The sequence below is a fragment of the Lysinibacillus sp. RC79 genome (genome assembly GCF_041262405.1).
Taxonomy (GTDB): domain Bacteria; phylum Bacillota; class Bacilli; order Bacillales_A; family Planococcaceae; genus Lysinibacillus.
Genome location: NZ_JBGCCD010000005.1, coordinates 215552 through 239136, shown reverse-complemented (window position 1 = coordinate 239136; position 23585 = coordinate 215552). Strand labels below are relative to the sequence as shown.

Here is a 23585-nt window from a genome sequence, read left to right as displayed (position 1 = left end):
AAAAATAAGACAACTGTACCAAAAAAGACCTAAGTTCTGAACTTAGGTCTTATCTTTTTTAACAGTTGCCCAAATCCTCACAATAATTTCCAAAATTCCGAGATAGCACAACCTAGTAAACCTGGAAAGTAATTTACTAGGACAGTCCTGCACTTATTCACTGCAGACCCAGCATAAAAGTACGAGCTCCTTTTATACTTCGGCGATAGTTCCTTCTCCATTGCGTCTTCGCTTGCTTGAACTCAACAATGAACTAATAAATATCGCGCCTCTACCTCACAATAGGATAAATGTGAGGTTTGTATATTTAATTGATATTAAGATATTACTATAAAACTAAGTTATCCGTCAAGATAATTTTATTACTTTTCTGACTAATTACAATATTAGGGTTTTATTCTTTTAAAATCCTTATATACAATTTTGCAAAGTTGAAAATGGTGTTTAGATTTGTAGCCTTTACAATAACGTAGGGGGTGATTTCCGTTCTGGCTTTGCGCTTTCCTGGGAGCGTCCAGCCTCCACTCCAATCAACATATATACGTGTTTACGTTTTTACAAATATGACTTTGAACATTTTTAGAAAATTCGAAAATATTTATTATCAAAGCTCTACACTAGTAATTCAAAAGAATCTGTTATTCCACAAAATTAAATTCTTTTATACTATATACTTTATTACTACGTGAAGCTTTCTTAAAAATTTCCCTGAAAATGAGAAATGTTTTATGACAAGCAAAAAACCCTGCAAAACAATGTTCGCAGGGTTTTAACAAATTCAGGAATTAAGAATTTAATAATAAATCTTCTGGGTTTTCAAGTAGTTCTTTAACTGTTTTAAGGAAGCCTACAGAATCTTTACCATCGATAATACGGTGGTCATAAGAAAGAGCTAAGTACATCATTGGGCGAATTTCTACTTCACCATTCACTTCAACTGGACGTTTTTTGATAGTGTGCATACCAAGGATACCAGCTTGTGTACCATTCATGATAGGTGTAGACATTAATGAACCGAATACTCCACCGTTTGTAATTGTGAATGAGCCACCTGAAAGATCGGCTAAACCTAATTTTTTGTCACGTGCTTTTTTCGCTAGGTCTGCGATTGAATCTTCAATTTCAGCAAAGTTTTTGCGGTCAGCGTCACGTACAACTGGTACTACTAAACCTTCTTCTGTTGATACAGCTACACCGATATCAAAGAAGTTGTTTAAGTGAATTTCATCACCAGAGATTTGTGCGTTCACATATGGGTATTTTTTAAGTGCTGCAACTACAGCTTTTGTGAAGAATGACATGAAACCAAGTTTTGAGCCAGTTGACTCGAAGAATTGGTCTTTTTTACGGGAACGTAAAGCCATTACGTTTGTCATATCTACTTCGTTGAATGTTGTTAACATTGCTGTAGATTGTTTTACTTCAAGTAAGCGTTTTGCAATTGTTTGACGACGACGGCTCATTTTTTCAACTGTCACACGTGATTCATCTACAGCTGCAACTGCTTTCGGTGCTGCTGGAGCTGCTTGTGGTGCTGCTACTGGAGCTGTACCATGAGCTGCTACATCTTGTACACGTACACGGCCTTGTGGATCTACTGGAGATACAGCAGCAAGGTCAATACCTTTTTCACGAGCAAGTTTACGAGCTGCTGGAGATGCGATTACACGCTCACCAGAAGTTTCTTCTACAACTGGAGCTGCTGCAACAGGAGCAGGTGCCGATTGTGGCGCTGCTGGAGCTGGAGCTGCCTCAACTGGTGCTGCTGGAGCAGGTGCTGCACCTTCGCCAGCTTCTACAACTGCGATAACTTGACCTACAAGTACAGTATCGCCTTCTTCAGCTAAAATTTGAGTTAATACTCCCGCTTCTTCAGAAATGATTTCAGCGTTTACTTTATCTGTTTCAAGTTCAACGATGAATTCACCTTTTTCAACGCGATCGCCCACTTTTTTTACCCACTGTGCGATACTACCTTCTGTAATCGATTCTGCTAATTCAGGGACTTTAATTTCAGCCACTTTCATTTCCTCCTTTAATTAACGTGCATTGGTGCACATAAAAGGGCTACTGCCTAAGCAAATAGCCCGGCTCTCAAAAATTTAATATGTGATTATTTAACCTTTACTGGCTCAGCAACTGCTTCTTCTACAAGTGCGGCTTGAGCTGCTTTATGAGAATCTGCATCACCTTCAGAAGTCGAGCTCATTGCAGGACGGCCTACATAACGTAGTTTTCTACCTTCTGAAAGGTCATGTAATGTTTCTAATGCATAATTCCAAGAACCTTGGTTTTTAGGTTCTTCTTGTACCCAAACGATTTCTTTAACATTAGGATACTTTGCAATAATACCAGCAACTTGCTCTTTTGGGAATGGGTAAAGTTGTTCTACACGAGTAATGTGTAGGTGATCGAAGCCCTCACCGTCTTTAATACGGTCTGCAATGTCGATCATGACTTTACCTGAACCTAAAACAATGCGCTCTACAGCTTCTGGTTTTGAACCTAGGCCTGGTTGCTCAATTACTTCTTGGAATGAACCATTTGCTAATTGATCAGCATTCGCTGCAGCTAATGGGTGACGAAGTAAGTACTTAGGTGATACAACAACAAGTGGGCGAACGCCTTCTGTACCTAATAATGCTGCTTGACGACGTAATAAGTGGTAGTAGTTACCTGCGTTTGAGCAGTTTGCTACGAACCAGTTATTTTCAGCTGACATTTGTAAGTAACGTTCCATACGGCTTGAAGAGTGTTCTGGACCTTGACCTTCATAACCATGTGGTAAAAGAATAACTAAACCAGCTTTTTGACCCCATTTAGCACGTGCACCTGAAATAAAGTTATCGAACATAACTTGTGCCATGTTAGCAAAGTCACCAAATTGAGCTTCCCAAACTGATAATACATGGCCATTTTCTAAATTATAACCATATTCAAAGCCCACTACCCCAGCTTCTGTAAGTGGAGAGTTGTGTACTGAAAATGATGCATTTGCACCTGAAATATGGTGAAGTGGCGTGAATAAATTACCATTGTTTTTGTCGTGTAACACTAAGTGACGTTGAGAGAACGTACCACGTTGTGCATCTTGACCTGTAAAACGTACTGGTGTGCCATCTTGAATAATTGTTGCATAAGCTAAAGTTTCTGCATGACCCCAGTCGATTTTTGCAGAAGCAAATGCATCACGGCGTTTTTCTAAAATTTTGCCAAGTTTTTTCTGTGGTTCAAAGTTTTCTTCAAACACTAAAAGCTCTTCATTAATTTTTCCTAGACGTTCCGCACCAACTGCTGTATCAATTTGTGGGAATTCTACTTTTAATTCTTCTGGCATTTCTAAATGTTTATGTTCATCTTTATCTGCCATTTCTTTTACATGATCATATGCCGCTTGCATTTCTGCATAAATAGCTTTATCTAAAGCTGCTACTTCATCAGCAGAAACTACACCCTCAGCTGCTAATTGAGCGCCGTATAAAGCACGAACTGGCTCATGTTTAGAAACTAATTTATATGTTTCAGGGTTTGTTACAGTTGGATCATCCGTTTCATTGTGACCATGACGACGGTAACCGATAAGGTCAACGATGATATCTTTACCGAATTTTTGACGGTAGCTAGCTGCGAAACGACCTACTAAAGTTACAGACTCAGGGCTATCTGCATTTACATGCACAACTGGTACTTCATAACCTTTTGCAGGGTCAGAAGAGTAAACAGATGAACGAGAGTCTTGTAGTTCAGTTGTAAATCCAATCATGTTATTAGCAATGATGTGAACTGTACCACCAGTAGTGAACCCTTCAGTTTTTGCAAAGTTTAATACTTCTGTTACGATCCCTTGACCTGGGAACGCAGCGTCACCATGCACAAGAATACCTAAACCTTTATTGCGGTTATGAATAGCTTGCCCTGGTTTAGAAGTGTCATCTTGTGCTGCACGTGCAGTACCTAAAACAACAGGATTTCCTACTTCTAAGTGAGATGGGTTGTATGCAAGTTTAACATTCATACCAGTTTCACGGTTGTAAGAAGCACCCATGTGGTACTTCACATCACCAGTCCAACCTTTAGTAATTTCAAGGCGACCATTTTCTGGCAAAAATAAATCATTAGATACATGTGCAAAGTCAGAGAACATCATGTCATATGGTTTATTTAAAATGTGTGTTAACACATTTAAACGACCACGGTGAGCCATACCAATACGTACATTTTCAACGTTATTTGCTTCAGCTGTTTTTAAAATTTCATCGAATAGGACGATTTGAGTATCTAAACCTTCACCAGAGAAACGCTTTTGACCTACAAAAGTTTTATGAATAAACTTCTCGAAATTTTCAACACGAGTTAAGCGATCTAATAAAGCTTTTTTCTCATTAGAAGCTAATGTTTGTTTAAATGAACCTGTTTCAATTTGTGCTTGAATCCAATCACGTTCTTCTGTTGTTACCACGTGATTATATTCAAATGCTACTTTTTCTGTATAAACAGATTTTAAGTAATCGATTGCATCTTTACCATTTTTCACGTTTGCTGGCACATCTTTGAAGAAGATAGCTGCAGGAATTTCAGCTAAATCTGCAGCGCTTAAGTTGAACGCGCTTTCTTCAATTTGAGCTGTTTGTAGTTCACGGTTATTCAAAGGGTAAATATCTGCCGCTAAATGACCGTGTGTACGAATTGCATCTGCTAGTTTCACAGCTGCTAACACTTTCTTATAATCGCCAGCAGGAGCTGCTGCATTACTAGCTACAGCTACTTCACCTTCTACTACTACTGGTGCACCAAATTGTTGGAATAATAATACTAACTCCGGTTCTACTTCTTCAGGAGACTGTAAGAATAAGTCGTATTGCTCCATCACATATCCTAAGTTAGGACCAGAGAAAGCTGACCATGGAGAACTTACAGTTGTAACGTTGTTCGACATGAAAAATGACCTCCAAATTTTGCCTTTCGGCAGTTCCATTAATTAAATTACAATTAATTATATAATATTTCTCCGCTCTTTAAAAGGATGTTTAACACAACATACCCAAAATTTAAAGAACGTTTTTTCCATCTCAATCTTACTACTCTTCACAAAAAATACAACTCTTTTTATCAAATTAAGCAATTCTTTTCCTAAAGGATAGAATAATTAAATAAAGCATGTATTTTTCTCAATATTTCAGCGGGAATTTCATCAAGAAAACGGTTCCAACATTTTTGACACTCTTGACTTCCACAGAGCTATTATATTTTTCAAGTAACATTTTTGTAATACTAAGTCCTAAGCCTGTACCGCCTATTTGACGATTTCTAGCCTCATCAACCCGATAAAAACGATCGAAAATGAACGGAATGTTTTCTTCCGCTATACCAATTCCATTATCTTCTATTTTTAAAAGTGCCTCATTCCCAGAAACAGAAAGTGAAATTTGAATCTCAGGAATTTTTTCACAATAACGAATTGCATTTTCTATTATATTACGAATAATTTGGCTAAGTGCATTTTCTGTTATAAATAATCGCCCTATTTCTTCATCTTTCGACAGCGTTATTCGAGCTTCTGGAAGAAGGCGTCTTGTTTCCTCTATAACAGCTTCTATAACAGCTTCTGCATCAGCCTCACTTTTAATGTCCTTTTCTTCACGGCGCGCAAGTTCTAATAATTCTTCAATCATTTTACGCATTCGAGCAATCTCCGTTAGTGAAGTATCAATAGATTCCTCTAAAATTTCTGGATCATCCTTCCCCCACCTTTTCAATAGGGAAAGATGTCCTTCAATTGCCTGAATAGGTGTTCGTAACTCGTGAGAAGCATCCGCAACAAATTGTTGCTGCTGTGTAAACGAAATTTGCAATTCATTCATCATCGCATTGTACATTTTCAATAGATCACCAATCTCATCATGAGACGTGTAAGTTAATTGAATTGGTTCATTAAATCCTTTATCCATAACGGTTTTCATGGATGAACGTAACGCACGTAATGGTTTCATCAAATAATTGGCAAGATAATAGCCAATAGATGCCGACAACAATAATGCTCCTAAGCCAGCTATTAGCATGGTAGTCAATAAATAATGCATCAAAGACTGGAACTTTGATAATGGATGAATCACTTGAATATACCCTTGAAAGAAACCGAGCTGAATCCGTTGATTTATGACATAGACATCCTTTTTATCAATCGTCATTTCAATAATTTCACCTATCGAGGTAAGTGGTGCAGCCTGTGCAGTATTATTAATACGAAGAATCTGAACGCCATCTGAATTAAACATTCTAATCGTTTGATCACGATCCGCAATAGAATCTATAAGACCTTTATTTTGCTGAATTTCCTGAATGGTAAGATTGGGTCCCTGTGACTCTAAAAAATACACCAAATCATCGCTTGTCCGTTTGATTTTACTTGCCTCGTCATTTAGTAGCCATGTATGTAGCGAAATATAAACGACTATACAAATAATCGTATAGCTAAAAAATATAACAGCACTTGATGTTAGCATCCATTTTCTTTGTAATGACGGATTGATTAAATAATCTCTCCATTTTTTCATTCACGCATCACGTACCCAACCCCACGAACGGTTTCGATATAGGCATTCATATCACCCGGCAGTTTTGTTCGCAAATGCCGGATATATACATCTACGACATTTGTCTCTATATCCGTATCATACCCCCAAACAGAGGTTAAAATTAGCTCTCGTGTACAAACTTTATTTTTATGCTCTATTAATAATTTAAGTAAATCATATTCCGTTTTCGTTAAATCAAGCTTTTTCCCTTGAACAAATACTTCGTAGGCCGCTACATCCATTTCGATATCACGAAAATGTAATGAACCCCCAATTTTTTCATCAGGTGTCACCCGACGTATAATAGTACGAATTCTAGCTAGTAGTTCTTCGATAGCGAATGGTTTTACTATGTAGTCATCTGCACCAGCATCTAAGCCAGCTACACGATCCATCACAGCATCTCGTGCCGTTAACAATATAATAGGTACCTTTGACTGCGTTCGTATTCGACGACAAATTTCAATTCCATTTATCCCCGGAAGCATAACATCTAATAACAGCACATCAAAATTTTCAGATGAAGCTAGCGCAAGTCCTTCACGTCCATCAAATGCGACGAATACATCGTAGCCTTCATGCTTTAATTCTAGCTCCACAAAGCGAGCGATATGCTTCTCATCTTCCACCAAAAGTATTTTTTTAGGCATTTCTTCACCTTCTATTCTAAAATAACTATGAGGGGTTTCCTCTTTAATACTGTTATAGCATAACATCAAACAAAAAGTCTGTACCACAAGTAGCTACTTGTTTGTACAGACTTTTTTCAATGAGTGTCAGTAATATAGAGATTATTTTTTCCAATTTCCTTCGCTTTATATAAAGCTTGATCTGCTAATTCCAGCAATTCATTTAATGTTTGACCGTGATCCGGATAATAAGCGATACCAATGGAAGCAGTTGGAGCAAAGTGATGACTTTCGATCGTCCAACCCTTTTTCAGTTCATTACGGATGCGATTAATAATATCCATTATTTGCGTATGTCTCTTCTTATCGTATTGAGTTAAACCTGTTAAGACGACAATAAATTCATCGCCACCCATACGAATCACTAAATCGTGGTTACGTACAGCAGTAATTAAAACTTGGCCAAACTTTCGGATAAAATCATCCCCCGTGTCATGGCCGTGCCGATCATTAACATTCTTAAAGTCATCCCCATCTATATAGAGCATAGCTAAACACTCATTACGTTCTTTTGCTTCTGCTAATAGTTTCGGAAACTCCTTGTGTAAAAAACGACGATTTGGTAGTTGTGTTAACGTATCGTGATAAGCTAAATATAATAGGTCATTCTCTCGTTCCTTACGATGAGTTATTTCACGGGATACCATCATAATTTGTGAAACTTTTTCGCGCTCTGGATCATGAACAACCGTTACGTTTCCCTCAGTCCAAACAGGCGTACCGTCCTTTGCCCTTAACAGTAGCTCAAACTGTGTTTCCGTTTGACCCGAATAATTATTTAGAAACGTTTGCCAAGCCTTCTTACTTTGTTCATCCACAATGTCGCTGTAAAACTGACCTTGTAATTCTACATTTTCGTAGCCTAAGAAAATCTCATAGGAAGGCGAAGCATAAATAATGATGCCATCTTCGTTTGTTATGACAATCAAATCATTTGTATTTTCTGTAATGAGACGGAATGTACGTTCAATATTTTTCAATTCTGTTAACATTCTTTTCTTGTCCGTAATATCATAGTTAATGGATAAATATTGTTCTGTCTCGCCAATTTCATTTTTTAATGGAACTATAGATGCTTCTACCCAAAAATCAGCATGGAATTTTGTACGGTAGCATAACTCCCCTCGCCAAATATTCCCCGCTTTAAGCGTTTTATCAATTAATTGTATTAAGTCCGCAGTATTGTTACGAGGCTCTATTAATTTATAAGGTTGATCTATTAGGTCTTCAGCCGTAAAACCAGTTGCATTTAAAAACAAATCATTAATTTCTAGAATTTTAGAATCACTATCCAATACAGCAATGTAAGCTGCAGAATTTAAAGCAGCCTTAAAAACCTCAAAACCATGTGATTTTGAGCGTAACTCTGCTTTTTGTTCAGTGAATTGTGTGCAATCCTGCATGAGAAGAAAAATAGCAAAAGAGTTATCCCCCTGCATAACAGGAGATAATGATACTAAATACGTGCGCTCTTTTTTATCCAGTGTATGAAGCTTGATGAGTTTTTCACCAATATTTTCGCCCATAGCTGCTCTTTGTAAATAGCTTTGTATGTTTTCTACTTCATCTTCAGGAACAATTGGTAAATCGACGAATGATTGCTGTTTAACCGTTTCTGTATCTAATTCAAAGTCTTCCGTGAAGCTGGAGTTCACCTCATAAATAGACCCTTCAGCTGATAAGATGACCGTTGAGAAAAAAGCATGATCAAACATTGAGCGCAGAAATAAAAACTTATCTTCGATGCTACGATCATAGAGAATCTCTTTTGTTATGGCTAAAATATAGTCTTCTTTATTATGTTTAAACGGCCGAACAGAAGTCTCATATTTACGAACTTCTGCTTTATAATAGGCATAATCCACATAGTCAACCTGACTATGCTTCGTAATTGCTTGATTGTAATTTTCTTGAATTATAAAAAAATTGCGACTTGAGGTAAGGGTAGAAAGCAATTTCCCAATCGCCTCATGTGATAACAAAGCTCGAGCTGCTTGATTTAAGCGAATATATTGAAAATCGTCTCCCACTTTTTTCATTAAAAAGACAAAATCTTTTCCTATAAACAAGTCATTAAATAAGTCTTCGCTTAAAAGATATTCCATGCTGTCACCCCCATAAGTCGTTATTGTTACTATTAAATAGAATTTTTATATAATTTCTGTTTATACAAAAAAATCAATACTACTATTATAACATAATTTAAATGAATCACTCTTCTTGATTCGAAAAAATTATATCCTTTTTAGGATAAAATTTGTTAATTTACCTCTTTTGAAGAAATAACGTAATCCTAAAGAAACACTATCCAAATATTTTTGCTTAGAAAACTGATATTTTAGACTTAATGCTCCTAAAAAAATATATAAACAAAATTTAACTATCTATGCAATTATTTATTTTTCAGAATTTACTGACTAACAAATTTAATTTTTGTTTTAGCGAGTAAAATGATTGCATAAAGCAGTATGATTGTTATATTATATTAAAAAAACTAGCCTTTTTTCGGTATGGTCGAAAAATCAGTAAGACAGCGGGAGATTATGGATATCATAGTTTTAACGTCTAGTTCTTTGGGTTTTAATTCCAGTACGAATTTTAGTTTTCTTCTTTATGTTTTAAAGGAATTGTTTTAACTACCCTAATAAAGGAGGCGTTTCGTATGCTTAAACATCGAGACCTACATGAATGTACAGAGCTTTATGAGCTATTATCACACCCTTCTGTTTTCCCATTTGTCCGTCAAAAAGCCACATCAGCTGATGAATATTGGTTTATGACAAAACAACTGATTGAAGAAGAAGCGGAGGGACTCGCTATTTCTAGAACAATTACTGATGATTGGGGTCAACCAATCGGCACCATTAGCATTCATGATGTGGAGGATGGTGCAGGCTTTTTAGGAACGTGGATTGGACTCCCTTATCAAGGGCAAGGTTATAACCAAAAGGCGAAAATGCTTTTTTTGAATGAACTTTTTTTTGACTATAACTTCCATACGGTATTTCTCCGTATTCGTGTTGAAAATATAAAATCACAGCGTGCAGCCTTAAAGCTACCCTATGTTATGAGTGCGAATGAAAGCCACCCAACCTTATTAACACAGGTTAACAGCAGAGAGGCGCAATTTAATTTATATAAAATCCCAAAAGACTTGTTCTATCTTACAACAGCCAATCTAATGGCAGAAGGCGAAGAACAAGCGATGTAATCTAAAAAAAAGCTATGTGTTCTGTCATGACAGGCACATAGCTTTTTTTCTGGCTTGGCTACATATTATTGCAGTAATTGTGATTTAGTACAAGCTAATCAGAAGGCATCGACTACGAGTACAGAGCCTACTTTTTATATTGTAAAATCAATTTCGCCATTTCATCTGGCGTTTTCGGTCTTTGAGTTTTCTCCATAGTCGCAACCATTTCTGCTTTACGCTCTGTTAACACATGAACCGATTTTTTAAAGGATTCCTTTGTTAACTCTTCCTCTTGTAATACTTCCGCGTAACCCTGTCTTTTAAACAGGTTGGCATTTAATATTTGGTCACCACGACTTTTTTGTGCAGATAATGGCACTAATAACATAGGTTTGTGAAGTGCTAAAAATTCAAAAATCGAGTTAGAGCCAGCACGAGAGACGATAAAGTCTGCCGCATGCAATAAATCCGGTAACTCTGTTGTCACATATTCAAATTGCTCGTAACCAGGCGTAGATTCAAATGATTTGTCGTAATTTCCTTTACCGCACAAATGAATGATCTGAAACTGTTTGACAAGCTCTGGTAAATTTTGACGAAGCGCATCATTCAATACTACTGATCCTAAACTCCCTCCCATAACAAGAAGAACAGGTTTTAATGTTGTAAAGCCACATAACGATAACCCTTTTGCCCGATCTCCCATAAATAACTCTTGGCGAATAATGGAGCCTGTGCATGTTGCCTTTTCTTTCGGTAAGTGCTGTAATGTTTCTTCAAAAATCGTAAAGATGTGTGATGCAAATGGTAGCGCAATTTTATTGGCCAAGCCAGGTGTAACATCTGATTCATGAATGACTACTGGAACACCAGCAAGTTTTGCAGCCATGACAACAGGTACAGAAACAAAGCCACCCTTTGAAAAAATTACTTGGGGTTTTACTTTTTTGATAATACGAAAAGCCTGCATAATTCCTGCAAGCACTTTAAATGGATCTGTAAAATTTTTCATTGAGAAATAACGACGCAATTTCCCACTTGAAATACCGTAAAACGGAACACTAGGAAACGCCTCGCCTATTAATTCTTTTTCAATGCCCTGTTCTGAGCCAATATAGTGGACATCATAACCTAGTTCTTGTAAAGACGGGAGTATCGCTTGATTGAGCGATACATGACCAGCTGTCCCTCCACCGGTTAAAATGATTGTTTGTTGTTTCACATAAATTCTCCTATTCCTTAAAAGCATAGCCATCACTACTTTTTGTTTACAGTCTTTTATTTTACTATATGCAAACGAAAAGATATAGATGAAGCTTTTAATTTCTTTCAGCAAGTGTCTTTTGTAGCGAAAGCGAAGCGTCAGCTACAGATGTCCAAACACTTGCTGAAAGAAATCAAATTTTCAGCTTACCTCTATTTTTTTATGCTATACTCATTAATTAAATATGTTAATGGAGGAAGATATACACTATGAATCAGACAACTACGTTAAAAGATAAATATGCATTAATATTAAAAATTATCGTACCCATTTTAGTCACGCAAGTAGCTATTTATCTTATCTCTTTCTTCGATATTTTAATGTCGAGTCGGTACGGTACTGCTGACCTAGCTGGCGTGTCAATCGGCTCCTCTATTTGGATGCCTATATACACTGGGTTATCTGGGATTCTCCTTGCAATCACACCTATTGTCTCACAGCTTGTTGGAGCTAAAAAAGAGTTGGCCGCAAAGAAGACTGTTCAGCAAGGAATCTATGTGGCCATCGTATTATCGGTACTTATTTTCATTGGATTATTAGTCGGTATTGATTGGATTCTTGGCAATATGAATTTAGAAGCCTCTGTACATACTATTGCTAAATCTTATATTCATGCGATGTGCGCTGGTCTTATACCACTCTTTTTATTTTTTGTTATGCGCTGTTTTATCGATGCGCTTGGACAAACTCGCGTCACTATGATTATCACATTACTTACAACGCCTATTAATATTGTGTTGAATTATATTTTTATTTTTGGCAAATTTGGAGCACCTGAGCTTGGCGGAATCGGTGCAGGCGTTGCAACAGCGATTACATACTGGCTTGTATTCTTAATCACAGTATGGATTATTGCAAAACGCGTGCCCTTTGAACGCTTCCGCCTATTTCATGACTGGCCAAAATTAGAGTGGCTTCGTTGGAAGGAAATTTTAATCATTGGTGTGCCGATTGGAATATCCTTATTTGCAGAAACGAGTATTTTTTCTGCTGTCACGATGATGATGAGTGGCTTTAGTACAGAAATTATCGCAGCCCATCAAATAGCTTTAAATTTCACCTCCTTAATCTTAATAAATATTTCCTCTTTATACCTCTATGGGCGTAGTTATATAAAAACCGCTAAGCTTGAGATAACTTATCTGTGTTATCCGCTTAGCGGTTATTTTTAATTTGTCCGGCAACAGATTTTCACTCATGTATATAGTATATGTGTATTAGGCGTATTAGGTATATATTACATATACTACATATACCTATATAATATAAATACACTCAATAGATATTATTTGTTTACTTTGTTTACTTATATAAGAGATTCCCTTGACCGCAAGGGTTAAGCGTATACAGAAACGGCAACAAACATTGTTTACCCTCGTTGTCTTTGTTTACCCACTTTAGCACTTTAAAGCACTATCATTTGTTGCCTTTTTGGACTTTGTTGCCCTTAATTTCTGACGTTTGTTTACCCTAACATCTGTAAAAAGTGGTATAGTTTAAGCATGTAAATACAGATGAGAAAGGTGGCAACTCAATGCCTGTGATTGAACAAATCAAAGAGTGTCTAATTCCAGCAGGAAAATCTGTTCTTTCATTTGTAGAAGAGGATATTCAATTTCTAGCTAATTGTATAGAGGATAATGAGACAATAATATCTGCAACTACAGGATCAAAGAAATTAACATATTTTTTATACCTCCTCACTTCAAACAGATTACTCACATTAGATAAAAGTAAGAAAGATAAGACTTTAGATTCCTACAACTTGGATGAGATCCATAATCTAATCGTTAATAGAAAAATGCTGGCCGTAGAAATTGATTTTGTTTATCAAGAGACGGATATTAGATTTAAGCTGACTAATGATAAAGCGACTAAGCCTTTTGCAGATGAATTAGAAAACATATTCGGCATCCCTGAAAAAGTAACCCAAAAGAAAGTAAAAGGGCCAAAAGCTATTAAGCTAAACTTAACTGTCTTGAATGGTAAAGAACAGCTAAAGGAACGTGGATATAATTACGTTTTGAAACAAATTAAACCTGGTTTTGTAGATATTGTGATTGACAGTAAAGAGCCTGAAACTTTCGAGTTAATTAAATGGGAACGCGTTGAAAACATCCAAAAGAGTGCTTTTGATATTGCAGGATGGTCAATAATTGGAAGTAAAATCGGTAATGCTGGAGCTATTGCAGGAGCTATGGGAGCAAATATCGGGAAAGATAAATCTGTAGCAACACTCTTCCTTAAACGAGAAAATGGAGATAAAGTGCCTTTAATAATTAAGTGCGATAAGAAAGCCCTAGAAAAACTTTCACTTTTCATTGTTTCTGAAGATGCAGAAGAAACTCAACCAGTAGTACAAAATCAAATTAGCGCAGCTGATGAAATTCTAAAATTCAAGCAGTTACTCGATGAAGGGATTCTTACACAAGAAGAGTTTGATACAAAAAAGAAACAGCTATTAGGAATTTAAAATGAAAAACCACTCAATTGAGTGGTTTCTTTTCTTATATAAAGCTGCCCATCGCTTCTTTTGTTTCAAGAGAATATGATTCGTCCTCATGTATTATTGGCTCATTTCGGTCTATCCTTATCTCGCTACATGAACCCCGTTTCATATCTTCTTCAATCAGTCTCTTCACATACTTACTAAAATTTCGTGGTTTTTCAGTTAGAGGATTGATTTGCTCAGCATGTTTCAATAGTGCAAGCTCATGTTCATCTGTAGTGTTAAAGCTAACAAGTTTGTACTTCCTACCTTCTTTACTCATCCAAATGCCCTTATGAAGCTATTGTGATTGTTAAGAAGGTCGTTCCCCCCAAAAAAACATGATGAGCTAGAGGTTTAAAATGTCGTAAAAAACCGGTTCTTTTTGCAATTTATTGTATTCGCTTAATATTTTGGTAGAAATCTAAAATATTATACGGGGTGCATCTATTTTTCGTTTTCCATAAATAAGCAAACTAATAGTATCATTTTTTTAAAAATTGCATATTATATGAATGACGTTCCATATTTAGTTGAAAATTTTCTCTATAATCATTATTCAACTAGTAGTACAATAAAATTAACACCAATTTAGATTTGCAATTCAACTTACTCTTTTGTATTTATTGACAATTGCAAAGCCGTAAAAGTTCTTACTACACAAAATAATTCAATGTATTTAATATTACAAAATAAATATATAAATAAACATAATAAAAAAACCAGTAAAAAACAACAATTGATGTTTTTCACTGGTCTACCTATACATATTAGATATGTGCAAATTATTTATATACTACCAAAATATATGGAGCATTTACTGCCATAGCAGCGCTAGTATAGTACGTATCTATAACTGTTCCTACTGGATTTTTCACTACATTTTTATATTTTGTAAATTTAATATCTGAATAAATTCCTAATCTACTTAATTTATTTGGATCAGCAGGTATACTTGAAGAGACACCATGAGTATATGTAACACTAGCTGAAAGTGTCCAATCCCCATATTTAAATGAACCTGTAACAGTAGCAGTTTTATTAAACTGAAGTACATGTTTATCAGCTGGCACCCATGCTGGAGTTTCCGGATGATAGTTAACAAATTGTTTATAAGAAACGCTGCTACTTTCTACAGTTTGCGTTGTTTGGTTGCAGGTAGCACACCTAGCATTAACATTTTCGTATTTCATATACTTATTATAATCATCTTCAGTTTCAAAAAATAGCAGAGTACCATCAGGGAGTGTTTCAGAGAATGGAGAATCTATTGTCAAATTCACTTGATTTAAATCAGCATTTTCAACATCATCAAGCTCAGCAGCATTTACTTTATTCATATTAATGAAATAAAAAAATGCAAACGTCAAAACTATCACAGCAACAAACGAAAAAGAAATTTTGAATCTAGAAACAATCAATTGCATACTATCACTCCTATTCATTTTGATAATTCAACTTTACAACACTTTCCATAGAATGTAAACTATGTAAAAATATATTTTTAGGAGGATTATAATGAAATCAATATCTGGTACAATATCATTATGTTTTTCTTTTGTCTTATTCATTTATATAACTGGTTTGAAAATGGAATTCTCTTCAAAGTACGATAGTGATTTATTCTTTTTCCCTATAACATTGCTAATAATTTCTCTTATTTTTTTTGGACTAGAAATTAAAAAAGCAGATAACAGTAAAAAGTAACCATTTTATATAATCGAATTTAATTCGGTCATTAATAATAAATTAAAATAAAATCAAGATGCTCACATAAGGTTTCCATATCTGACACTAGATTCTTTAGTCGCTCAAATGAGCGGCTTTTTTCATTGCATAAAAAATAGGCACTCTATTATTAAGTGCCTTTCATTTGTTTATATAACTTAAAAGTAATCCCTCTACTTTTGTTTTTAGTGCTTGCTTGGCAAAACGTAGTACTACATCTTCACCAACTGTTTTTACAATCACTTCACTAAAATGCTCACTTACATTTACCCACTTAACTACCTCAATGTTTTTCTTTGTAAGCATACGCTTTTTATTATAAAAATCATTTCTCAAATCTTTTAATAAACCGTCTACGACATTTATGTAGACATTTGACATTTTTAACTTTTCAAGCGATGAATAATCGTGCTGCAGTGAACGAATGGCCATATCTAATTTAATAAACTCATGTAAAAGACTACGATCCTCACCATTAATCATCAACGTCCACCATCTTTGCGTCTTGTATGTCATTGAATGCAATACGTTTTACGGATATATCAGCATCCAGCAACAATTCTTTTTTATATGGATCCGTCCCTGTTATTAATCCAGTTTTGTCGTGTAAATTATTATTTTGCCACAGCGTAAGAGTAACTAATTTTCGCAATTTAAAGGCACGTTGGATTGTTTGCTCAATTTCTTCTAGTTCCCACTCTGTTAAATCACGCTTCTTTTCATGAAATTGTTCTTCTTTCCATTTTCTAATTTCAACCAAATGTTCTGGCAACATCATAGCTGTCCACTTCATTGATCCGCGGTCTTTATTCATCACAATCACTCTCCATTAATAATCACATTCAGATACGCTTAGGATATCCAAGATATGCACTTTATGAATGTCCATGTATTTGTCCTTGATATGTATTAATTTAGTGTTTGCATCCATTTTCGTGACCATACCTGTAAGTGGTTCACCTTTTTTATAGATGGTGAATACTTTAGTTTTATTTTCTTCCTGTGATCCTGATAATGTGTATGCGATTTCTTCCAAATCAAATTCGTCACGGTCTAAATGTTTTGGTTCTTTTTTCTTTGTAGGTGTTTTTGTTTTAGTAGCCATATTATCTCTCCTTAACAGAACGTTTGTTTGTATACATTATAGAACTAACGTTCTGTTTTTAGCAATAAAAAAATGACCAGGCTCACAAATTTTTGTGATTACCTGGTCAATAACATTATTCTTGAATTGCCTCAGCATACGATAAAATGCCAAGACGTTTCATTTCAGTAATGGCGTTATTAGCTACTACCTGTGTTGCGTATGTCCCTGTAATAAATCTCCATTTACCACCATCTTGAACTACTCGTACATAATCGGCGTTTGCAATTTTATACTTACCTAACGCTTGTTTAGCTGCATTCACTTGAGTCTGAGTTGTATAAGTACCAGATTGAACCCGATACATTTTACCATCGTTAACACCCTCTACAGCTTGCCCTTTGTCATTAACAATAAGTTGAACTTTGATTTTGCTATTACTCGGAACAATAACTGTACCCTCTAACTTGTAACCCATAGGAGCTTTCCAATTAGTAGGAATCTCAAAGTGCGGCGCGTCGTAGCTACTAATCGGCCAATAACCTCCCCAAGTGATACCAAGCTTTTTAGCAATCGCTCCTACTCTTGATAAAGTAGATATATTATATAAATCTTTAGGAGGTGCTACCGCAATATCCCAAGCTCTACGTGAAGTATGGTTACTAGAAAGCGTCCACGTCACCTTTGAACCTGGTCGTGTACGTCCTTGCTCATACAAATAGTTTTGGCGTGCTTGCGATCTGTATGTTTCGGTGATGAAAATATCAGTTATCCCAGCTTTATAACACTCTTGAAATAACAATCGACACGCTAGTTGTGCAGGTGCAGTTAATTCGCTTAAATCTCGACACGTTTCTGTTACACTAACCATTTACAGTTCACCTTCCTTTTTAGCCGCCTTTAATACATCGAATGTTCCTGATGCAGTTAACCCGGCAATAAATCCAGAGATTACCATGACATACATTGGATAATCTGCTAACGGCCAGAATACAAAGCCAACAAAAATACCAATCACAACTGAAGTGATCGGCATGTATTGAGTATTAATGTTGAATGTCTTTTTAAGTACCTCTGCTACCGCTAAAACAATAGCCACCATAACCATTGCAATCATAAAAATGTTTGTTAAATCCATTATTCATCATCCTTTTCTGTTTTTTTGTAAGTGCGTTTTTCCATACGATCCATTCGTCCTTCGAGGGAAGTTAAACTTTTATTCATACCTTCCATAGCAGCAGCAGTTCTTTCGTGAGATTCATTAGAACGCGTTAAATGCTGCATTAATTGTTTTTCACGTTCTTTTGATTCTTCACGATACTGTTGTTCTTGTTCGATTAAACGATTTTCCCTCGAAGAACTATCGCTATAAAGCTTTTTAAAAAAAGCACCACCAAGCAACAAAGCTACGATAGCCCAAACTGCTTGACTAGTAGCTATTTGCCCAGCTGTAGCTACATCCATACAATCACCAATCCTTTGCCCTAAAATAAAAAGCCGTGAGAAGTATCGAGAATCAGTAACATGTACCGTTGCCCATCTCGATTGCTCTCACAGCGCTAAAAAAATGCATAAAAAATAACGCTAAGCTTATGCTTGCGTTTCTGTTTACCTATTCAGCATGCTGGAAAGCGTGTTTGAAGATTAACATGTCATTATTAATTAAAATGTAATCCATTTTATTAATATCTGTTTCCAATCTGTCTAGTGTGCTATCTACGTCATCTACCTTTGTTCGTAAAGTGTTTCGAGCCACATTTATACCCAAATTGTACTCTTCCATATTGGAGCACTCTTCTTTTGCGATTGCATGAATCATAGATTTAGCTAATACTTTTCGACCTACTTTTACAGCATAATTTTGAGGTGCATTGAGTATTTTTTGTATCTTTACTAAATCCACATTACCTCCAATAGGATAAGCTTCACCAGTATTTATAATTACAAAATATTTTTGCTCCATTATATCAATCTCCTTTAATTTGCTTTAATTTTTTACGCTACATCAGAACGTTTTATTTGTGCTAGGTTATACCCCCATTGGTCACGTAAATATACAAAGGTAGCGTTATAAGCTAAGTAGATGCCACGTACTGTATTAGCATCTAATCCTGTTATCCTAGAATTTGAAAAATCTACGTTACCCCAAAAAGTAGTTCTTGCAGATTGTATATTCAGATTATTAAACACATCGATCGTGACACCACCAGAACCATCCGTGGATATAGATGTCATATCAGAAAATGTTATCCTGCGACCTATGCTTATATCTCTAGTCACATTAATATCAGTAGCACCACTTATTGAGCCATCAACAATTATTGCGCCACGCATATTAATTTTTTCTGCATGGATATCGATAGTAGTAGATGTCTGGTTAATTAACGATGCGATTGTATTACCGTTATAATCAGTTGTACTTACCTTTTGGGAAATTTGCCAAGCTTGCTGTGTAATTGTTGATTCAGCATTCGCTACTTTTGTATCAAGTCCATGAAGTTGCGCGCCTTGTGAACTTACAGTAGATTGGATTTGATCAGCACGAATATTGATGGAAGCCATTTCATTAGTAATCCGATTATTTACTGAAAGGTTGATACTATCAGCCTTCACATCAATCTTAGCAATCGATTTATTTAACTGTTCAACCTCTATCGTTATACGGTTATCCGTTTGTGTAATTGCTGATCTAAATTCCTTCTTACTTTCATCGATTACTTCTTCCAACTCTTCTTTTGTATCAGCAAGCTCCTCTTCTGAATCAAGTTCACTATCAGACATAGAGCGAGGTAACGAGTTGCCAAGTGTTACTTCTATTGTCTTTAATCCATCTGTGATTTCATCCACTACACAAATACGTTTAAGTATCCTTGTTTGTAGCTCTAACCCTTCAATTGGCTCGTAAATCAGCCAAACCTTCTCACCTAATGCCTTGTCTATTAACTCGAGTGTATCCAGTTCAAAACTAACCTCTGGATAATCGATAAGTGAACCCTTTGCTTTTTTCAACAGGTTATCGGGATTTGTAAAACGTTCATCACTTATTGGATCAGCTACACGGATTCCCCATATCGTGTGATTCTGTGATATGTAAGTAACCGTTAAATCCTCTTTGCCTGTAGCTGTAACCTTGGTGCGAAGATGTGTCGTATCGATTTTTCTACTGAGAGCTTTAATGTTATGGCCATATCGATACTGTGCACCATTATCAGGTCCAAGCGATTTACTGAAATGCACTCGTTTATTTGGTAGAATCTCAAATTCACAATTAATGGCATCACATATCTGATTCACACATTGGATAATGTTTTTTGAACCGAATTTATCGATTGTTGCTGTCTCCGTAAAATCACACGTTGCAGTCCATCCAGTGCCAGCAAACAGGTAGCTAACAAACTCCTGGCTAGAGTGAGTGCCTCCAAAGGTTTTATCTTTAAACTGGTAGGCTAGGTCAAAGAAAGTCGAGATAGCAAGGATTGTTTTACGCCCTGGCTTATCATCGATTAGCTGCTTTACACGAAAGGTATAATTAGCTGCTGTAACAATTGTCTCTTCTTGAAGGAGGTTAAATCCGGCCTCGTTGTTTGTTTTATTGACTGTAAATTCAAGTGTTGTATTGCCTAGCGTATCTTGTTCAAACAAAGGAGCAGATGTCGTAAAAAAAGGCTCTGTTCGAGTACCAGCGTAGTTTGTAACGATTAGCATGTCTTATCACCAACTAACTTGTATTTCATAGCCTCACATCCTTTCAGGTAAAAGAAAAAGCATCCTCAAAAAGAGAGCATTTCAATATTTAAAATATCCCAGATTATTATGACCTTGAAAGCAAGTAGACGACACTGTAAAAGTGCCGTCTACTGACTGTTCCATTTGAAAGTTAGATATCTGTATTAATGGTTCAACTTGATTACCGTTGGTTACATATATCATTTATTGTTCTCCTTTCTCATTAATACCATTCTCCGAATTTCCCATTTGCCGCAACTCTTGACTTAACTGCTATAACTTTCTCTGTAGCGGCTTCAAGTACTGTGACAGTTTGCTTTCCTGTATACCATGTTCCACCTTTACCATTAGGTATTTTTATAGTTTCCACAACTGCACTACGAGCGTAATCTAGTCCCATTCCCATACTTACTCCCCAATCCGAATCACCTCGGAAAACAGACGTTCCAACAGGATATTTAGGGGTATTTATATACTCAGATGGTAATGGTAATGGTTGGGTATAAATATTATTATCATAAGCATTAATTTCATCTGCTCCACTTTTAACCCATCCTGTATCATTTTTAACTTCATCACCGTCTAAAGTACGATAAAAAGTTCTAGCATAAACTTTCGCACCTTCCTGAGAGATTGCTAATAGTGATACATACTTGTCTTTTTCCTCAATACATGATGCAATTACCGTGTAATAATCTTCTGGAATAGTCATTCCACTAATATATATCGCATAAGTTCCTGATTCCTTCAAAGTAAGTAAATCTTGTTCATCCTTAAACTCTAAGTAATCGCCTACACCATGTCCAGTAACGAAATGCTTCAATAAATCTACTTTATCCTGTGCACCTTGTGGCGTCTCAGCGTCAATATCTTCAGGAACTAAGGTCACTTCACCACTGTTGTCAGGACTTTTACCATTTACTTTTTGGACAGTCCCTTGTTTAATGTTTAACTGTACATTACCTTTTTCGTCAGGTAAGACGTTGTTTACAGAGCTTACGGCACCTTTACCGTCAACACCACGCTGTGCAAGCATTATCCAGTCTGTGTTTGTATTAGTAGGCTTTGAGTTCGCATTAGCTTTAGTAGCCTGCCATGATGAACCATTATCCGTTACAATATTGTTCTTTTCGTACTGAGTAGTCTCGTTCCATACTGTCGCTGTGCCCCAACCTTTTATTGCTTCTGCCGCTTGATCGGCTTGATCGGTTGCGTTATTTGCATTAGTGATAGCTGTATCTGCTTCGGTGATTTTATCATTCACAACTTGTGTTAAATCTTCTTTTGCTTCGTTAATATCTTGTACAGCTTGATTAGCCTTTTGAGTTGCTCCTTCGGCATTTGCGATAGCCGTATTGGTGTCCTGTATAGCATTACGTACTTCTTGTGCTGCACTATTTGCATTCGATGTCGCTGTTTCTGTATCTGTCTTAGCAGTTTCAAGTTGTTGTTTTAGCAGCTCCATTTGAGTCTTTAGTGCATCCAAACTATCAAATAACTGAGTAGCTTCTGTTACTTTATCATTCACAACTTGGATAGCTGTATTAGCATTACTAGTGGCTTTTTTTGCATCAGCTGTAGCTTTATTCGCAGTAGTAATTGCCAAATTTATTTCTTGTATAGCTACAGAAATTTTATCTAGGACAATTTCCAGCGATGTATTTACATTGTTGATTGCCTCTTGTGTAGCTACGTTATTTTCTTCAATTGCCGCTGCTACAGATGTATAGGCATTATTAATAGCATCCTCAATACGTTGTAGTAATTCACCGACTTCTTGATTTCCGGCTAAAATATTAATCTGACGTTGTAAGTAAGCATACCCTGATATAATCCGTTGCCAGTTCTCATTAATCTTTAACCGTTCTAAATTACTAATCGGGTTTTCTGTGTTATGCAATTCTAATGCCAATTCCCTCACACCCTTTCTATTTGTACAGGAATCTAAAATCAAATTCGATTGATTGAATGGTACCGCCTGTTACAGTAAAGATATTGTTTCCTGGCGCAAGCGTTAATAGCTTTTTATTGGTATTCAATATGGCATTCACTCCATTTTTATAAGAGTGAATGCCATTCAAAATTAAAGTATCTGTAGATGATAAAGTTCCATTAAACCTAAACACTTCGCCTGTAGTTACATTTTTTATTTCTAAGTAACTAGAAGTTGTTGCCTTAATGGTTATTTTCAGTTCGCTTTCGCGTGGATCAACCTTTACATTGCCGAAATTCTTTAATGTGAAACTATTAGATGCAAACTTATACTGTAAGTCATCATCCCAAGTTAAACCTTGATTCCACTGCCATTTATCAATGTTCCATAGTTTGAGCTCCTTTAAAGTTGCCGAGCTTTCACCATAAGGAAGTAAATACGTTTCTAACTCAACGGTAAATCTACCTGCAAGGCCTTTCTGCTCAACCTCAGACATTTCACTATTAACAACGAAGTATCGTTTGCCATGTAAAAAAGCAACCTCACTAGGCATAAAATCGAGCTCTCTACCCCATTCCTTACCTGGTAGTTCAAACTCGTACATAGTAGATTGCTTTGTCGGTATGGCTTTATATAGGTAATACGGTTCTAAATCCGTAAATAAGTCAAACGCTCTATCTTCGAGTGTTTCGAAATCTGAGTGGTCTTTTGCGATAAACATAAGATGCAGCTGTATTCTTCTGGTACCATGCTTGATTAGTTCGTTAATCGCTCCAGCTCTTCTTTCAACTTCTGCTACATCTCGTTTAATCTCAATGGGTGAAACTTTAATGTCTCGCGTAATGAAACGCTCCTGAGACAAAATAACTTCAGAGCCATTTGTTTTAACAATTTTCGCATCCATT

Annotated in this window: 21 protein-coding genes, 1 pseudogene and 1 riboswitch; of the genes and pseudogenes, 4 read left to right on the top strand and 18 right to left on the bottom strand. The window is 36.1% G+C overall.

Going from position 1 to position 23585, the window contains the following annotated elements; translation table 11 throughout:
- Positions 1-95: 95 nt before the first annotated feature.
- Positions 96-282: riboswitch (Lysine riboswitch) on the bottom strand.
- Positions 283-785: 503 nt separating this feature from the next.
- The 5 genes from odhB to ABH968_RS07585 all read right to left on the bottom strand — a co-directional run bounded on the left by odhB (position 786) and on the right by ABH968_RS07585 (position 9369).
- Complete coding sequence (gene odhB / locus ABH968_RS07605) at positions 786-2021, bottom strand: 2-oxoglutarate dehydrogenase complex dihydrolipoyllysine-residue succinyltransferase (RefSeq protein WP_370043405.1); 1236 nt, start codon at positions 2019-2021, stop codon at positions 786-788.
- 92 nt (positions 2022-2113) lie between these two features.
- Entirely contained in the window at positions 2114-4936 is a 2823-nt protein-coding gene (locus ABH968_RS07600; RefSeq protein WP_370043404.1) for a 2-oxoglutarate dehydrogenase E1 component, read from the bottom strand.
- A 232-nt stretch (positions 4937-5168) separates the two neighbouring features.
- The gene (locus tag ABH968_RS07595; protein ID WP_370043403.1) at positions 5169-6554 is read right to left on the bottom strand and encodes an ATP-binding protein; all 1386 of its coding nucleotides are present in this window, start codon (positions 6552-6554) and stop codon (positions 5169-5171) included.
- Positions 6551-7225 (bottom strand): response regulator transcription factor, encoded by a 675-nt coding sequence (locus ABH968_RS07590; RefSeq protein WP_370043402.1) that lies wholly within the window; start codon positions 7223-7225, stop codon positions 6551-6553. Before ABH968_RS07590 ends, ABH968_RS07595 begins: the two co-directional genes overlap by 4 nt.
- Before the next feature lie 116 nt (positions 7226-7341).
- Entirely contained in the window at positions 7342-9369 is a 2028-nt protein-coding gene (locus tag ABH968_RS07585; RefSeq protein WP_370043401.1) for a diguanylate cyclase domain-containing protein, read from the bottom strand.
- A gap of 557 nt (positions 9370-9926) precedes the next feature.
- Here ABH968_RS07585 and ABH968_RS07580 point away from each other — a divergent pair.
- Positions 9927-10475 (top strand): GNAT family N-acetyltransferase, encoded by a 549-nt coding sequence (locus ABH968_RS07580; RefSeq protein WP_370043400.1) that lies wholly within the window; start codon positions 9927-9929, stop codon positions 10473-10475.
- Positions 10476-10602: 127 nt separating this feature from the next.
- Here ABH968_RS07580 and ABH968_RS07575 read toward each other — a convergent pair whose 3' ends face one another.
- Entirely contained in the window at positions 10603-11679 is a 1077-nt protein-coding gene (locus tag ABH968_RS07575) for an undecaprenyldiphospho-muramoylpentapeptide beta-N-acetylglucosaminyltransferase (protein WP_370043399.1), read from the bottom strand.
- A gap of 251 nt (positions 11680-11930) precedes the next feature.
- On the opposite strand from ABH968_RS07575, the pseudogene ABH968_RS07570 reads away from it, so the two are divergent.
- Positions 11931-12791, top strand: a pseudogene (locus ABH968_RS07570) (MATE family efflux transporter); the annotation flags it as partial.
- A 464-nt stretch (positions 12792-13255) separates the two neighbouring features.
- Positions 13256-14194, top strand: a complete 939-nt coding sequence (locus ABH968_RS07565) for an SHOCT domain-containing protein (protein ID WP_370043398.1) — start codon at positions 13256-13258, stop codon at positions 14192-14194.
- Between the two features lie 34 nt (positions 14195-14228).
- Here the strand turns inward: ABH968_RS07565 and ABH968_RS07560 are convergent, their stop codons facing one another.
- Together ABH968_RS07560 and ABH968_RS07555 are read right to left on the bottom strand one after the other, a co-directional pair.
- On the bottom strand, positions 14229-14492 hold the full coding sequence (locus ABH968_RS07560) for a hypothetical protein (RefSeq protein WP_370043397.1): 264 nt from the start codon (positions 14490-14492) through the stop codon (positions 14229-14231).
- 502 nt (positions 14493-14994) lie between these two features.
- Positions 14995-15636 carry a hypothetical protein gene (locus tag ABH968_RS07555; RefSeq protein ID WP_370043396.1) on the bottom strand — a complete coding sequence of 214 codons (642 nt, stop codon included), beginning with the start codon at positions 15634-15636 and terminating at the stop codon, positions 14995-14997.
- Positions 15637-15727: 91 nt separating this feature from the next.
- On the opposite strand from ABH968_RS07555, the gene ABH968_RS07550 reads away from it, so the two are divergent.
- Positions 15728-15916 carry a hypothetical protein gene (locus ABH968_RS07550; RefSeq protein ID WP_370043395.1) on the top strand — a complete coding sequence of 63 codons (189 nt, stop codon included), beginning with the start codon at positions 15728-15730 and terminating at the stop codon, positions 15914-15916.
- Positions 15917-16078: 162 nt separating this feature from the next.
- Here the strand turns inward: ABH968_RS07550 and ABH968_RS07545 are convergent, their stop codons facing one another.
- The 10 genes from ABH968_RS07545 to ABH968_RS07500 form a co-directional block, all read right to left on the bottom strand.
- Positions 16079-16420: a YhjD family protein gene (locus ABH968_RS07545; RefSeq protein ID WP_370043394.1), complete on the bottom strand. Its 342-nt coding sequence runs from the start codon at positions 16418-16420 to the stop codon at positions 16079-16081.
- Entirely contained in the window at positions 16413-16751 is a 339-nt protein-coding gene (locus ABH968_RS07540; RefSeq protein WP_370043393.1) for a YolD-like family protein, read from the bottom strand. The genes ABH968_RS07545 and ABH968_RS07540 overlap by 8 nt, the downstream gene beginning before the upstream one ends.
- A gap of 15 nt (positions 16752-16766) precedes the next feature.
- Positions 16767-17042: a YolD-like family protein gene (locus ABH968_RS07535; protein ID WP_370043392.1), complete on the bottom strand. Its 276-nt coding sequence runs from the start codon at positions 17040-17042 to the stop codon at positions 16767-16769.
- A gap of 115 nt (positions 17043-17157) precedes the next feature.
- The gene (locus tag ABH968_RS07530; protein ID WP_370043391.1) at positions 17158-17892 is read right to left on the bottom strand and encodes a M15 family metallopeptidase; all 735 of its coding nucleotides are present in this window, start codon (positions 17890-17892) and stop codon (positions 17158-17160) included.
- A complete protein-coding gene (locus ABH968_RS07525) occupies positions 17893-18159 on the bottom strand; it encodes a hypothetical protein (RefSeq protein ID WP_370043390.1) in 267 nt (88 codons plus the stop codon).
- Positions 18159-18485: a hypothetical protein gene (locus ABH968_RS07520; RefSeq protein WP_370043389.1), complete on the bottom strand. Its 327-nt coding sequence runs from the start codon at positions 18483-18485 to the stop codon at positions 18159-18161. The genes ABH968_RS07525 and ABH968_RS07520 overlap by 1 nt, the downstream gene beginning before the upstream one ends.
- Positions 18486-18633: 148 nt before the next feature.
- Positions 18634-18984 (bottom strand): hypothetical protein, encoded by a 351-nt coding sequence (locus tag ABH968_RS07515; RefSeq protein WP_370043388.1) that lies wholly within the window; start codon positions 18982-18984, stop codon positions 18634-18636.
- 32 nt (positions 18985-19016) lie between these two features.
- On the bottom strand, positions 19017-20726 hold the full coding sequence (locus tag ABH968_RS07510; RefSeq protein WP_370043387.1) for a phage tail protein: 1710 nt from the start codon (positions 20724-20726) through the stop codon (positions 19017-19019).
- A gap of 244 nt (positions 20727-20970) precedes the next feature.
- Complete coding sequence (locus ABH968_RS07505) at positions 20971-22659, bottom strand: hypothetical protein (RefSeq protein WP_370043386.1); 1689 nt, start codon at positions 22657-22659, stop codon at positions 20971-20973.
- Between the two features lie 16 nt (positions 22660-22675).
- Entirely contained in the window at positions 22676-23584 is a 909-nt protein-coding gene (locus ABH968_RS07500) for a phage tail domain-containing protein (RefSeq protein WP_370043385.1), read from the bottom strand.
- Position 23585: the final 1 nt, after the last annotated feature.